This window comes from Kribbella sp. DT2 (assembly GCF_049844575.1).
GTDB lineage: Bacteria > Actinomycetota > Actinomycetes > Propionibacteriales > Kribbellaceae > Kribbella.
Window position 1 is genome coordinate 1743074 of sequence record NZ_JBNCLH010000001.1, and the last position, 13491, is coordinate 1756564.

The following is a 13491-nucleotide window of genomic DNA, read 5'->3' on the forward strand; positions in this document are numbered from 1 at the left end:
GGACGCCGCGCGCTCCCGGGCTGAGGCACACTGGGGGCATGCCCAGCTCGTACCAGCCCCACCAGCGCTTCACCGAGGCCGACCGCGACAAGATCGCCGGCCGGCTGCGTGACGCCTTCGCGGACGGGCGGCTGGACCAGCCGGAGTTCAGCCGGCGGCTGGACGACCTGTACGGCGCGCAGACCTACGGTCAGCTCGAGCCGCTGGTGCGCGACCTCCCGCCGGTCCGGACGTACCAGACCCCCGCCGTCGTCGAGAACGCGCAGCCCGCCCCGGAGCCCGGTACCTTCCCGGAGCGGAAGAAGGAGAACCAGCCGCAGCGGAACCTGCAGGGACTGCTCGGCGGTTTCACCGGCGTCGTGGTGATCAACGTGATGATCTGGTTCGTCATCGGCGTCGCCAACGGCGGCCACTGGCCGAACTTCTGGCCGGTCTGGCTGCTGATCCCGTGGGCCCTGATGGGCATGGGTCACTTCGGAAAGCGGCGGTGACCGAGAGCCCGCCCGGCCGTCGCGCCGAGAGTTCGCGGCTGCGCCCGGCCTGGGCCTGGCAGCTGCGCCAGGGCTCGGCGCTGGTCTACGTGCTGTGGTTCCTGGTCGCGATCCCGCTGGTCGTCGTCGGCCTGCTGGTCGAGCCGCGCTGGGTCGGCTGGCTGGTGCTGGCCTGGTTCGTGGTGCTGGTCGGGCTGACCGCGGCGTTCCGGATCTCGGAGAACCGCCAGCGCCGGGGCTGGGCGGACATGGCCCGGCAGCTCGGTTGGCAGGTCAGCGCGGGCGATCCCGATCTCGTCGACCGCTGGCCGTTCCCGCCGTTCGACGTCGATCCGGCCGCCGAGGTGTACGACGTGACGATCGGCCGGCACCGCGGCCGGGAGCTGATCGCAGGCCGCTTCCGCCACAAGGTACGGCGCCGCCAGCTCGGCTTCGACTTCCTGGACCTGGAGGTGGACCGGCCGCTGCCGCCGATGCAGCTGCTGCCCACCTCACTGGCGCCCGTCGCCGCCGCCAGCCTGGCACCGCTGAAGCTGACGGTCGACGGGCTGCCCGAGAAGTACTGCCTGTTCAACGGTCGCGAGGACCTGGCGCTCGAGGTGCTGCACCGGCGGGCGGTCGACGTACTGGGTCAGGTGCCGCCGTTCGGTTTCAGCTGCGAGGGGCGGCGGTTCGTGGCGATCCTCCCGGCGTACCGGGAAGCCTCGGTGGTGCTGGCCCACCTCGACGCGGCCTGCGACCTGCTCGCGCTGATCCCCGAGCACGTCTGGCAGACCGGCGAGCAGTGGGCGGCTACCCAGCAGTCCTGAGCAGCTGTACGACGGCCGCGGTGTCGCCGTCGCCGTGGCCTTCCCGGACCGCGCGGGCCAGCAGTTCACCCATCGGTACGAGCAGCGCGGGATCGACGCCTTGGTCGCGGGAGGCGTCGAGCAGGTTCACGTAGCCGGCCGACTGCATGGCCAGGTTGGACCCGGCCGGACCTTGGGCGCCGTACTCCAGGTCCTTCGCGATCTGGGGAATGCTGCCGAGCATCGCGGTGAGCCAGGGGACCAGCAGCTCCTCGGCGAACGCGGTGGGGGAGACCTTCTCGCTGGACGTCAGCGCGAGGGCCTGGACCGCACCCGAGAACATGCCGTACATCCCGCTCAGCAGGGCGAGGTCGTGCAGCGCGGCGAGACCGGGATCCGTTCCGACGAACTGGGGACGGGCAAGGGTGGACAGTGCTTCGCGGTGGGCCTCGAGGGCATCCTCGGACCCGCTGTAGAGGATGGACGCGCCCGGCCCGCCGATCATCTCCGGGACGGCCATGATGCCGCCGTCCAGGTAGTCGGCGCTCTGCTGGGTGGCCCAGTCGGCCGTACGGCGGGCGTGCGCGGGTGTGCCGTTGGTGAGGTTGACCAGCGTGCGTCCGGCGAACTCGGTGGCGGCCGGGGCGAGCGCCTCCTGGACGGAGGCGTCGTCGAGCAGGCAGACGACGATCAGCGAGCTCGCGCTGACCGCGTCGGCGACGGTCTTCGCGCGAGTGACGTCGGTGAGCTCGGGTGCGCGGCCGGGGGTGCGGTTCCAGACGGTGGTCGGGTGGCCGGCGGCGGTGAGGGCCTGGGCGAGGGCCGAACCCATCGCACCGAGGCCGAGAACGGTCACGGGAGTCTTCATGTGTCGAGCCTGACCGGTGCCTGTAGAGTGGACAAGTACCGACTAATTAGTCAGGTACGCACCAAAAGGTAAGCATGCCCACCGAGGGTCGATTGGGTTTCCGGCCGGTAGGTGGCGTAGACTCTTCCCTTGGCTCTTTGTAGCCTCTGGTTGCTATGCCCAACGCTCGTTCCGGGCCGTGCGACCGTGCACCACCAATCATTCAGTACGTCGTCTACAGAAGTGCGAGGACATGCCCAAAAAAGAGGGAGTCATCGAACTCGAGGGCACCATCGTCGAGGCTCTGCCGAACGCGATGTTCCGTGTGGAGCTGTCCAACGGGCACAAGGTGCTCGCGCACATCAGCGGCAAGATGAGGCAGCACTACATTCGGATCCTCCCCGAGGACCGGGTCGTCGTGGAGCTGTCGCCGTACGACCTCACCAGGGGTCGGATCGTCTACCGGTACAAGTAACCACAGCCACCTGTCGAAGAAAGAAGCTCGATGAAGGTCAATCCGAGCGTCAAGAAGATCTGCGACAAGTGCAAGGTGATCCGCCGTCACGGCCGGGTCATGGTGATCTGCGAGAACCCGCGGCACAAGCAGCGGCAAGGCTGATCCAGCCTTACCTCGCACCACGGCACTTTCGCACCACAGCGCGCACGCTCGTCCAGCACGGCAACACGCTGGACGTCGCCCCCGGAACAGAGGCCGGGGCCTTGCCGGTGAAGGCAACATCACCGAGGCGGGCAAGGACGCGGCGCGCCCCCACACCTCTGCCGACGAAAGGAACACCGCCACATGGCACGCCTCGTTGGCGTCGACCTCCCGCGCGACAAGCGCATCGAGGTCGCACTCACCTACATCTTCGGTGTAGGTCGTACTCGCGCCCTGAAGACGCTCGAAGCCACCGGCATCTCCGGTGACAAGCGCGTCCACGAACTGGGCGACGAGGAACTGGTCAAGCTCCGGGACTGGATCGAAGGCAACTACAAGATCGAAGGTGACCTCCGTCGCGAGGTGACCGCGGACATCCGCCGCAAGATCGAGATCGGGTCGTACCAGGGTCGCCGGCACCGCAGCGGCCTGCCGGTGCGTGGTCAGCGCACGCGGACCAACGCCCGTAGCCGGAAGGGTCGCAAGAAGGCGATCGCCGGCAAGAAGAAGAAGTGACCCGGATGACCGTCGACGCTGTACAAGCCCAAACCGGCAGGAGCAACTGACTTATGCCTCCCAAGAGCCGCACCGCGGCCGGCGCGAAGAAGGTGCGCCGCAAGGAGAAGAAGAACGTGGCCGCCGGCCACGCGCACATCAAGAGCACGTTCAACAACACGATCGTGACGATCACCGACCCGACCGGCGCGGTCATCTCGTGGGCCTCCGCGGGCACCGTCGGCTTCAAGGGTTCGCGCAAGTCGACCCCGTTCGCCGCGCAGATGGCCGCCGAGGCCGCCGGGCGCCGGGCGATGGAGCACGGCATGCGCAAGATCGACGTCTTCGTGAAGGGTCCCGGCTCCGGCCGTGAGACCGCGATCCGTTCGCTGGGAGCTGTCGGCCTCGAGGTCGGCACCATCCAGGACGTCACCCCGACCGCCCACAACGGCTGCCGCCCTCCCAAGCGGCGCCGGGTCTGATCCCAGGAAAGGTAGGCAGCGAAAATGGCCCGTTACACCGGACCCATGACCAAGAAGTCGCGCCGTCTCGGGGTCGACCTCGTCGGTGGCGACAAGGCGTTCGAGCGTCGTCCGTACCCGCCGGGTATGCACGGCCGCGGCCGTCCCAAGGAGAGCGAGTACCTGCTTCAGCTCCGTGAGAAGCAGAAGGCCCGTTACGCCTACGGCGTGCTCGAGAAGCAGTTCAGCCTGTACTACAAGGAGGCCTCGCGGCGTCCGGGTAAGACCGGTGACAACCTGCTGATCATCCTCGAGTCCCGCCTCGACAACGTCGTGTACCGCGCCGGTCTGGCCCGGACGCGTCGTCAGGCCCGTCAGCTCGTCGTGCACGGTCACTTCACCGTGAACGGCATCAAGGTGAACATCCCGTCGTACCGCGTCGCGGCCCACGACGTGATCGACGTCCGCGCGAAGTCGAACGAGATGACCCCGTTCATCATCGCGCGGGAGACGCACTCGGAGCGGGTCGTCCCGGCATGGCTCGAGGCCCTGCCGGAGCGGCTGCGGATCCTCGTGCACCAGCTGCCCACCCGGGCACAGATCGACACCCAGGTCGCAGAGCACCTGATCGTCGAGCTCTACTCGAAGAACTGATCCGGCACCCGCCGGTGGCCTCCGGGCCGCCGGCGGGTCCGGTCGTTCTTCACCTCGCGACCTCAAATAGTGGTCGTCGCGACAGAAGAAGGAAGTAGCAAACGTGCTGATCGCACAGCGTCCTACCCTGACCGAAGAGGTCGTCGGCGAGCACCGCTCGCGGTTCGTCATCGAGCCGCTAGAGCCGGGCTTCGGCTACACCCTCGGCAACTCCATCCGCCGCACCCTGCTGTCGTCCATCCCGGGCGCCGCCGTGACCAGCATCAAGGTCGACGGCGTGCTGCACGAGTTCTCGACGGTCGCCGGTGTCAAGGAAGACGCCACCCAGCTGATCCTGAACCTCAAGGACCTGGTCGTCTCCTCCGAGCACGACGAGCCGGTCACCATGTACCTGCGCAAGCAGGGCCCCGGTGACGTCACCGCCGCCGACATCGCGCCGCCGGCCGGTGTCGAGGTGCACAACCCGGACCTGAAGATCGCCACCCTGAACGAGAAGGGCCGGCTCGAGATGGAGCTGGTCGTCGAGCGGGGCCGCGGTTACGTGTCCGCGGTCCAGAACAAGTCCGCCGACGCCGAGATCGGCCGGATGCCGGTCGACTCGATCTACTCGCCGGTCCTCAAGGTGACCTACAAGGTCGAGGCGACCCGTGTCGAGCAGCGCACCGACTTCGACCGGCTCGTGGTCGACGTCGAGACCAAGCAGTCGATGCTGCCCCGCGACGCCGTCGCGTCGGCCGGTAAGACGCTGGTCGAGCTGTTCGGTCTGGCCCGTGAGCTGAACGTCGAGGCCGAGGGCATCGACATCGGCCCGTCGCCGGTCGACGAGCAGATGGCCGCCGACCTGGCGCTGCCGGTCGAGGACCTGCAGCTGACCGTCCGGTCCTACAACTGCCTCAAGCGCGAGGGCATCCACACCGTGGGTGAGCTGATCTCGCGCAGCGAGCAGGACCTGCTGGACATCCGCAACTTCGGCTCCAAGTCGATCGACGAGGTCAAGCTGAAGCTGGCCGAGATGGGCCTGTCGCTGAAGGACTCGCCCCCCGGCTTCGACCTGCGCGCCGCTGCCGAGGCCTACGGTGACGACGCCGAGGACGAGGACGAGAGCTTCGCCGAGACCGAGCAGTACTGACCTTTCGAAGGCCTCACGGCCTGTTCCCAAGGTCCGCACCCGGGCCTGAGATTTCTGGAGTTGGACAATGCCTACCCCCACCAAGGGATCCCGCCTCGGCGGCAGCCCGGCGCACGAGAAGCTGATCCTCAGCAACCTCGCGACGTCGCTGTTCGAGCACGGCGCGATCACCACGACCGCGACGAAGGCCAAGCGCCTGCAGCCGCTGGCCGAGTCGTTCATCACCAAGGCCAAGCGCGGTGACCTGAACTCGCGCCGTCAGGTGATGAAGCGGATCAAGGACAAGAGCGTCGTGCACGTGCTGTTCACCGAGATCGGTGAGCGGTACGCCGACCGTCCGGGCGGCTACACCCGGATCATCAAGCTCGGCCCCCGCAAGGGCGACAACGCCCCCATGGTGAAGATCGAGCTGGTCGAGGCACTGGCGGACTCGCCGAAGGCGAAGAAGGCGGCGGCCAAGAAGGCTCCGGCGAAGAAGGCCACGGCGAAGAAGGCGGCCGCCAAGGCCGACGACGCGCCGGTTGCCGACGAGGCCAAGGACGACAAGGTCCAGGACGTCGTCGCGGCCAAGTACGAGGGTTCGGCCGCTCCGCTGGCCGACGGCTCGGCGCCCGAGGGCTTCGACATCAAGGGCAACGAGAACTCGATGAAGTTCCACACCACCGACTCGCCGTGGTACGACCAGACCGAGGCTGAGGTCTGGTTCGCCACCGAGGAGGCGGCCGCGGCCGCCGGCTTCACCAAGGCCGGCGAGACCGAGGACAAGTAACTCCCAGTACGTCACAGCGCCCCCGCACCGGTCACGGTGCGGGGGCGCTGTTGCGTTAGATTGCCCTGTGCGTTGGCGGATAGACCTGAGATACGACGGGACGGGATTCCACGGCTGGGCCAAGCAGGCCGGGCTCAGGACCGTGCAGGGCGACTTCGAGGAAGCCCTGCGGACGATCCTGCGGACCGAGCTGGCCCCGACCGTGACCTGTGCGGGCCGGACCGACACCGGGGTCCACGCCCGTGGCCAGGTGGCCCACGTGGACCTGGACACCTCGATGACCGCCCGCGAGCTGCATCGCCGGCTCAACGGCGTGCTGCCCGATGACGTCTGGGTGGTCTCGGTCGTGGAGGCTCCGGAAGGCTTCGACGCCAGATTCTCGGCGCTGTTCCGCCGGTACGTGTACCGGATCTGCGACGACTCGGTCGGTTGGGATCCGCTGCGCCGGCAAGAGGTCCTGCGGGTCGGCCTCGCCCTGGACGTCGACCGGATGAACGACGCCGCCCAGAAGCTGCTCGGTGAGCACGACTTCGCCGCCTTCTGCCGCAAGCGCGAGGGCGCGAGCACGGTCCGGGCGCTGCACGAGTTCTCCTGGGTCAGGGTCGCGCCCGGGCGGGTGGAGAGCACGGTGATCGCCGATGCCTTCTGCCACTCGATGGTGCGTGCGCTGGTGGGCTCGGTCGTCCCGGTCGGCGACGGGCGGCGGGATCTCGGCTGGCCTGCGACCGTGCTCGCGGCCCGGGTGCGGAACTCGGCGGTGACGGTGCTGCCTGCGCACGGGCTCACGCTGGAGGAAGTGCGCTACCCGGAGGACGATCAGGTGGGTGCCCGAGCTGTGGAGACCCGACAGGTCCGAGGAGAGGTGTACCGGCGTGACTGACCACTTCTTCTCGGAGGACCCGACCTCGGCCGACGTACGGCGTACTGTGCAGGCCCGGATCTGGGACCGGGACTACGAGTTCACCACCGCGAGCGGCGTCTTCTCGCGCGACCGGCTGGATCCCGGTACGTCGATCCTGCTGCGCGAGGTGCGCCCGGCGCCGGGCCCGCGGACCATCCTCGATCTCGGCAGCGGCTACGGGCCGATCGCGTGCGCGCTGGCCGTCGAGGTGCCGCAGGCGGTGGTCTGGGCCGTCGACGTGAACAACCGCGCGCTGGAGCTGACCGGGCTCAACGCGACCGCCGCGGGCGTGGCCGAGCGGGTCCGTGCGGTGCAGCCGGACGACGTACCGGACGACGTGGTGTTCGACGAGCTCTGGTCCAACCCGGCGATCCACATCGGCAAGCCGGAGCTGCACAAGATGCTGCTGCGCTGGTTCGGCCGGCTGAAGCCCGGCGGAGTGGGCTGGATGGTGGTCGGGAAGAACCTCGGCGGCGACTCGCTGCAGCGCTGGCTGACCGAGCAGGGCTACCCGTGCGAGCGGATCGCCAGCTCGAAGGGTTTCCGAATTCTGAAGGCGACCGCAACGAAGCAGGTCGGATCGCCGTCCTAGGCGTATGGAGGCAGCCTTGGCCGAACCGGTGACCAGTGCGCCCGCGCTCGACTTCGAGACCTTCGTCGCCGAGCGCGCCGACGCGCTGCTGCGGTTCGCCTACGTGCTGACCGGCGACAGGTCGCTGGCCGAGGACGCGGTCCAGGACGCGCTGACGACGGCCTGCGCGCGCTGGGGCCGGGTCAGCCGGGCCGACGACCCCGAGGCCTACGTCAAGCGGATGGTGGTCAACGCGCACATCTCCTGGTGGCGTCGCTTTCGCCGGCGGGAGGCGCCGGTGCCGGAGCCGGAGCGGTCTGCCGCGGCCCCGGACGGTACGGCGGACCGGGCGGAGGCCGAGGCGGTCTGGGAGCTCTGCAAGACCCTGCCCGACCGGCAGCGGGCCGCGGTGGTGCTGCGCTTCTACGAGGAGCTGTCGTACGCCGAGATCGGCGTCCTGCTGCACTGCGCGGAGGCAACGGCCAGGTCGCACGTGCACCGGGCGCTCGCCGTACTGAAGAAGACGCTGACCAAGGAAGGAGCCGACGATGCCTGAGTACGACGACCAGGAGCAGGAGCTCGGCCCTGCCCTGGCTGACGCGTTCAAGACCAAGGCCGGCACTGCATCCGGTCTCGACGGCGGGGGGATGGCCGCCAAGGCGCGGTACCGGGTCCGGCAGCGCCGAACGAATCTGCTGGGTGCTGCCGCGGCGGTGGTTGCTGTGGCGCTGGTCGGTGGTGGTGTGTGGACTGCCATCGATTCGCAGTCGCCGGTGTCGAGCAGCAGTGCCGACAGCGGGGCCGCTGCTCCCGAGTACAGCCGCGAGCAGCCGGGAGCCGACAAGGCCGCCGTGGCGTGCGACCCGCGGCCGGCGATCTACAGCGGGGACGCCGGGCCTTCAGCCGCCGTCGGCCTCGACCTGGAGACACCGGTCGGCGAGATGGACGCCTGTCGCTACCGGCTGACCCCGGGGGCCCAGGCTCTGGTCGGCTCGCAGCACTTCAACGGGAACGTGGCCCAGCAGGTCGTCGACGCGATCAAGGTCCTGCCCGAGCGCAACCCGGAGCTGCCGGTGTTCAAGTGCACGCCCGAGGCGGCCCGGCCGAAGGAGGCCATCGTGCTGCGCTTCAACACCGCGATCGGCGTCCGCGAGCTCTGGGTCCAGTACGACGGCTGCGCGACCGCCGGCTTCCTCAACGGCAGCACGACGTACGGGCTGTTCGCCGCACCGCTCAAGCTGTTCATGACCGGCACTGTGCGCCCGTCCGGTGGGATCTATCTGGACCACCTGAAGGGCTGGTGACCGTCACCCCCGCGACTGGTCCCGGGCCTCCCGGCCCTGCATCTGGCGGACGGTGGCCGGCATTGCACCGTCGTCCTGACCACCACGTCCGGCGCCGGCGTCCGGCGCCTGCGTGTCCAGCAGCTTCCGCAGGTGGTCGACCTCGGGACCGACAGCCGCCTGGCGGCGGTACCAGTCCCGGTAGTGGTTCTCGATGCCGGTCGTCGTCGCGCTGAGGGCCGCCATCGCGAGCTCGGCGCCCTGGCGAGCGGCGGTGACGGACTGCTCGGAAGGGAGCTCGTCCGGCCGTGCGACGGGGATCTCCCGGAACTGAACCCGCATCGCCTGGATCAGTTGCGTTCTGACGTGATCCCGGTGCTGTGGCGGCATCACCGTGGCCAGCCGTCCGTCGATCACCAGGTCGGCGGCCACTGCCCAGCGCTGTGTCCGGTCAGCGTGTTCGAGCGCTCGACGTACCTGGCCCTCGGCCAGCCCGCTGCCCTCCGCCGTACCGCGGACCACCTCGTCGGTCGCAGCCGTGTAAGTGGGGTAGCCCTTCTCGGTCTCGGCCTCGAGCAGCCCCGGTTGGACCTTGTCCAGTTCGAGGTCCTTGATCACGGCGTCGAGGTTCTCCTCGGCCCAGTGCTCGGTCAGCCCCTCCTCCAGCGCCTGCGCGTCCCGGGAGTAGACCGGCACCGCCCCGGGAGCGCTCTGGTCGCCGAGCGCGTGGGTCAGGTGCTTGGCCTCGTGGACCGTGCTGAGTACGGCCTCGCGTAGTGCGGACAGCTCGGCCTTGTCGAGCGGGCGCCCCGCGGTGTACGCCAGCGCGACGGGCTTGAGCACCTCGTCGGCGCTGACCGTCAGGCTGCCGTCGTGCAGGATCCGGCCGGCGACGAAGCGTTCCGTCTCCTCGAACAGTTCGCCGTTCCAGCGGGACGGAAGGCCGGACAGCTTCTCGACCGAGCGGATGACACTGGCCACCCAGCGGTACTCGTAGCTGTTGCGTGGGACCGGCCGCCCGGCGCTCATCCGGCCGTCGCGAGGCCGCCGCGGGTTCGTCTGGCCACCCGGCGAATCTACCGTCCGGCCGATAACGGTTCGCCCTGGGGACGACCGGACGGCCAGACTGGGGCCATGGGTCACGTGGACGTTGCCGGGATCGGGTTCGAGCTGCCGGACGGGCGGGTGTTGCTGGACGACATCACGTTCCGGGTCGGCGACGGCGCCAAGGTGGCGTTGGTCGGTGCGAACGGGTCCGGCAAGACGACGCTGACCAGGATCATCGCGGGCGACCTCAAACCGCACAGCGGCAGCATCGCGCGGTCTGGCGGGCTGGGCGTGATGCGCCAGTTCGTGGGCTCGGTGCGGGACACTTCGACCGTGCGTGACCTGCTGCTCGGCGTCGCGCCGGAGGTGATCCGGACCGCCGCGGCCAAGCTCGACGAGGCCGAGCTGAAGATGATGGAGGCCGACGACGAGAAGACCCAGCTGCGCTACGCCCAGGCCGTCTCGGACTGGGGCGAGGTCGGCGGGTACGACGCCGAGGTGCTCTGGGACGTCTGTACGACGTCCGCCCTCGGCATCCCGTTCGACAACTGCCGCTGGCGCGAGGTGAAGACGCTGTCCGGCGGCGAGCAGAAGCGGCTCGTGCTGGAGGCACTGCTGCGCGGTCCGGACGAGGTGCTGATGCTGGACGAGCCGGACAACTACCTCGACGTACCGGGCAAGCGCTGGCTCGAGGAGCAGCTCAACGCGACCACCAAGACCGTGCTGTACATCAGCCACGACCGGGAGCTGCTGGCCAACACGGCGACCCGGATCGTCACCGTCGAGTTGGGGGCGGCCGGCAACACCGCCTGGACGCACGGCAGCGGCTTCCGGACGTACCACGAGGCCCGGCGGCACCGCTTCGAGCGGTTCGAGGAGCTGCGCAAGATCTGGGACGACGAGCATGCCAAGCTGCGGGCCCTGATGCTGATGTACAAGCAGAAGGCGGCGTACAACTCCGACATGGCGTCGCGGTACCGGGCCGCGCAGACCCGGCTGGCCAAGTTCGAGGAGGCCGGTCCGCCGGAGGCGATCCCGCGCGAGCAGAAGGTCAGCATGCGGCTCACCGGCGGCCGCACCGGCAAGCGCGCCGTCGTCGCCACCGGGCTGGAGCTGACCGGCCTGATGAAGCCCTTCGACCTGGAGGTCTGGTACGGCGAACGCGTGGCCGTGCTCGGCTCCAACGGCTCCGGCAAGTCGCACTTCCTGCGGCTGCTGGCCAACGGCGGCTCCGACCCGGACGTCGAGCACCAGCCGGTCGGCGAGGTGGAGATCCCGTCGGTCGCCCACACCGGCAGCGCCAAGCTCGGTGCGCGCGTGCGGCCCGGCTGGTTCGCGCAGACTCACGAGCACCCGGAGCTGGCCGGCCGGACGCTGCTGGAGATCCTGCACCGCGGCGACGAGCACCGCGACGGCATGGGCCGCGAGCTGGCGTCGCGGAAGCTGGACCGGTACGAGCTGGCGCACGCGGCCGAGCAGAGCTTCGACAGCCTGTCCGGTGGTCAGCAGGCCCGGTTCCAGATCCTCCTGCTCGAGCTGTCCGGCGCGACGCTGCTGCTGCTCGACGAGCCGACCGACAACCTGGACGTGGAGTCGGCGGAGGCGCTGGAGGAAGGCCTGGACAGCTTCGACGGCACGGTGCTGGCGGTCACCCACGACCGCTGGTTCGCCCGCGACTTCGACCGCTACCTGGTCTTCGGCGCCGACGGCTCGGTCTACGAGTCGACCGAACCGGTCTGGGACGAGGGCCGCGTCCAGCGCGCCCGCTGATCCTCGGGCCGATCCGCCGCTTGGTCTGTGGTCCGGTCTGCGGCCGACACCTGGATGACCCGCTTGCCGCGGCTGTGGCCGGTCTCGATCGACCGGTGCGCCTCCGCGATCGCGGCCAGCGGGTAGATCTGGTCGACCAGTGCCCGGAGCTCGCCCCGGCCGACGAAACCTGCGAGCTCGTCCAGGTCGGCGCGGCGCGCCTTCAGCACGGCGACCCGGACCCGCGGGCCGGGCAGGATCGCTGACAGTACGGCGTACCCCATGCCCTTGCTGGAGAGTGTGATCATGCGCCCGCCGGACCGCAGCCGTCGGCGGTACCGCGCCAGCGAGCGGCCTGCGCAGTCGACGACCGCGTCGTACGGCGGTGCTGCCGCCAGCGAGGCCGCCAAGGCTTCGGGGTCCGCGTAGTCGTAGACCTGCTCGGCGCCGAGGCCGGTGCAGAAATCGGCACCGCCTGGGCCGGCGACCGCGGTGACCTGTGCGCCCTTCGCGACGGCGAGCTGTGTGGTCGCGCTGCCGACGCCGCCGGCGGCGCCGACGACCAGCACTCGGTGGCCTGCCTCCACCCGGACCGCCCGGAGGGCCATCAGCGCTGTCAGGCCGACGGTCGGAAGCGCTGCGGTCGTCAACAGGTCCTGGCCCTCGGGCGCCGGTGCAGCGGCGGACTCTCGCACACGGATGTACTCGGCGGCCGTCGCGCTGCTGAGTCCTGGGGTGGCACCCCAGACGAGCCGTCCGGCGAGCGCGACGTCAACATCGGTGCCGACGGCAACGATCTCGCCGGTGAAGTCCTGGCTGGTGCCCTTGGGGAACCGCCAGCCGCTCATCGGTCGTAGCCGGCCGCCGCGGATCTCGGCATCGACCGGGTTGACGCTGGTGCCGACGACCTTCACCAGCACCTCGCCGCGGCCTGGCGTCGGGACCGGAACCTCCTGGACCTTCAGCACGTCGGGCGGTCCGTACCGGTCGTAGCGCACTGCTCGCATCGTTTTGTCGGTCATCTGACTCATCCCTGTTCGCTGGTGGTCGGTAGGTGCAGGCCGGTGCCGGCTTCGACGACGGCGCGCTGCAGGAGCTCGCCGTACGGGCCGGTGGCGGGGGTGTCGACCCAGTACTGGAAGGCGGCCCGGATCGCGCCGGCCGCGACGTTGGCCGCGAGGCGTGGGAAGAGGTCGCGGTCCGGGTCGGTGCCGGTGCGGGCCGCGATCTCGGCGGTGAGGATGCGTTCGAGCGTCGCGTAGGCGCGTAGATACTCCGCTTCCAGCGACGGCGTTCGCGCGATCAGCCGGGCCGACTCCAGCCAGCGTGGCAGCTCGGCGGGAGCGGGTACCAGGGCGGTCGCGGCGGCGGCGATCGCGTCCCAGAGCGGCTCGTCCGCCGGCCGGGCGGCGAGCTCGGACCGCAACCGCTCGACCCGGGCGGCGAACAGGTCGACGATCGCCGCTTCCTTGCTGGCGAAGTAGTTGTTGAAGGTCCGCGGTGAGACGTCGGCCGCGGCCGCGATCTCCTCGACCCGGAGCTGCTCGAAGCCGCCCTCCACCGCCTGCTGGAGAGCCGCCGCGCTGAGCGCGGCGCGGGTGGCCAGCTTCTTCCGCTCCCGATGTCCGAGATCACCTGTGGTCGCCAT

At 69.8% G+C, this 13491-nt stretch carries 17 protein-coding genes and 1 pseudogene; 14 read left to right on the forward strand and 4 right to left on the reverse strand.

Annotated elements, in window-relative coordinates; genetic code table 11:
- Positions 1-38 precede the first annotated feature (38 nt).
- Positions 39-491, forward strand: a complete 453-nt coding sequence (locus ACLQ2O_RS08345; RefSeq protein WP_425828879.1) for a DUF1707 SHOCT-like domain-containing protein — start codon at positions 39-41, stop codon at positions 489-491.
- Positions 488-1300, forward strand: coding sequence for a hypothetical protein (locus tag ACLQ2O_RS08350; RefSeq protein ID WP_425828881.1), 813 nt, complete (start codon positions 488-490; stop codon positions 1298-1300). The genes ACLQ2O_RS08345 and ACLQ2O_RS08350 overlap by 4 nt, the downstream gene beginning before the upstream one ends.
- Here the strand turns inward: ACLQ2O_RS08350 and ACLQ2O_RS08355 are convergent.
- On the reverse strand, positions 1284-2147 hold the full coding sequence (locus ACLQ2O_RS08355) for an NAD(P)-dependent oxidoreductase (protein ID WP_425828883.1): 864 nt from the start codon (positions 2145-2147) through the stop codon (positions 1284-1286). The genes ACLQ2O_RS08350 and ACLQ2O_RS08355 overlap by 17 nt on opposite strands.
- Before the next feature lie 232 nt (positions 2148-2379).
- Between ACLQ2O_RS08355 and infA the strand changes: the two genes are divergently transcribed.
- From infA to ACLQ2O_RS08410, 11 genes and pseudogenes are all read left to right on the forward strand, one after another.
- The gene (gene infA, locus ACLQ2O_RS08360; protein ID WP_012923661.1) at positions 2380-2601 is read left to right on the forward strand and encodes a translation initiation factor IF-1; all 222 of its coding nucleotides are present in this window, start codon (positions 2380-2382) and stop codon (positions 2599-2601) included.
- Positions 2602-2631: 30 nt separating this feature from the next.
- Positions 2632-2745: a 50S ribosomal protein L36 gene (gene rpmJ / locus ACLQ2O_RS08365; RefSeq protein ID WP_008361054.1), complete on the forward strand. Its 114-nt coding sequence runs from the start codon at positions 2632-2634 to the stop codon at positions 2743-2745.
- A gap of 183 nt (positions 2746-2928) precedes the next feature.
- Positions 2929-3300 carry a 30S ribosomal protein S13 gene (gene rpsM / locus ACLQ2O_RS08370; RefSeq protein WP_184798729.1) on the forward strand — a complete coding sequence of 124 codons (372 nt, stop codon included), beginning with the start codon at positions 2929-2931 and terminating at the stop codon, positions 3298-3300.
- 53 nt (positions 3301-3353) lie between these two features.
- A complete protein-coding gene (gene rpsK, locus ACLQ2O_RS08375; RefSeq protein ID WP_012923659.1) occupies positions 3354-3761 on the forward strand; it encodes a 30S ribosomal protein S11 in 408 nt (135 codons plus the stop codon).
- A gap of 24 nt (positions 3762-3785) precedes the next feature.
- A complete protein-coding gene (gene rpsD / locus ACLQ2O_RS08380; RefSeq protein ID WP_184798727.1) occupies positions 3786-4394 on the forward strand; it encodes a 30S ribosomal protein S4 in 609 nt (202 codons plus the stop codon).
- Between the two features lie 103 nt (positions 4395-4497).
- Positions 4498-5523: a DNA-directed RNA polymerase subunit alpha gene (locus tag ACLQ2O_RS08385; RefSeq protein ID WP_425828889.1), complete on the forward strand. Its 1026-nt coding sequence runs from the start codon at positions 4498-4500 to the stop codon at positions 5521-5523.
- A 67-nt stretch (positions 5524-5590) separates the two neighbouring features.
- A pseudogene (gene rplQ / locus ACLQ2O_RS08390) lies at positions 5591-6169 on the forward strand (50S ribosomal protein L17); the annotation flags it as partial.
- A 190-nt stretch (positions 6170-6359) separates the two neighbouring features.
- On the forward strand, positions 6360-7172 hold the full coding sequence (gene truA / locus ACLQ2O_RS08395; RefSeq protein ID WP_425828891.1) for a tRNA pseudouridine(38-40) synthase TruA: 813 nt from the start codon (positions 6360-6362) through the stop codon (positions 7170-7172).
- Complete coding sequence (locus ACLQ2O_RS08400; protein WP_425828893.1) at positions 7165-7785, forward strand: class I SAM-dependent methyltransferase; 621 nt, start codon at positions 7165-7167, stop codon at positions 7783-7785. The genes truA and ACLQ2O_RS08400 overlap by 8 nt, the downstream gene beginning before the upstream one ends.
- Before the next feature lie 16 nt (positions 7786-7801).
- Positions 7802-8320 carry a SigE family RNA polymerase sigma factor gene (locus ACLQ2O_RS08405; RefSeq protein ID WP_425828894.1) on the forward strand — a complete coding sequence of 173 codons (519 nt, stop codon included), beginning with the start codon at positions 7802-7804 and terminating at the stop codon, positions 8318-8320.
- Entirely contained in the window at positions 8313-9068 is a 756-nt protein-coding gene (locus ACLQ2O_RS08410) for a hypothetical protein (RefSeq protein WP_425828896.1), read from the forward strand. Before ACLQ2O_RS08405 ends, ACLQ2O_RS08410 begins: the two co-directional genes overlap by 8 nt.
- Positions 9069-9071: 3 nt before the next feature.
- On the opposite strand, the gene ACLQ2O_RS08415 is transcribed toward ACLQ2O_RS08410, so the two are convergent.
- Positions 9072-10076 (reverse strand): hypothetical protein, encoded by a 1005-nt coding sequence (locus tag ACLQ2O_RS08415; protein ID WP_425828898.1) that lies wholly within the window; start codon positions 10074-10076, stop codon positions 9072-9074.
- Between the two features lie 105 nt (positions 10077-10181).
- Here ACLQ2O_RS08415 and ACLQ2O_RS08420 point away from each other — a divergent pair, with 105 nt between their 5' ends.
- On the forward strand, positions 10182-11864 hold the full coding sequence (locus tag ACLQ2O_RS08420; protein ID WP_425828900.1) for an ABC-F family ATP-binding cassette domain-containing protein: 1683 nt from the start codon (positions 10182-10184) through the stop codon (positions 11862-11864).
- Here ACLQ2O_RS08420 and ACLQ2O_RS08425 read toward each other — a convergent pair.
- Together ACLQ2O_RS08425 and ACLQ2O_RS08430 are read right to left on the reverse strand one after the other, a co-directional pair.
- Entirely contained in the window at positions 11810-12865 is a 1056-nt protein-coding gene (locus ACLQ2O_RS08425) for an NAD(P)-dependent alcohol dehydrogenase (protein ID WP_425828902.1), read from the reverse strand. The two genes, ACLQ2O_RS08420 and ACLQ2O_RS08425, sit on opposite strands and share 55 nt — an antisense overlap.
- A 5-nt stretch (positions 12866-12870) precedes the next feature.
- Entirely contained in the window at positions 12871-13491 is a 621-nt protein-coding gene (locus ACLQ2O_RS08430) for a TetR family transcriptional regulator (protein WP_425828904.1), read from the reverse strand.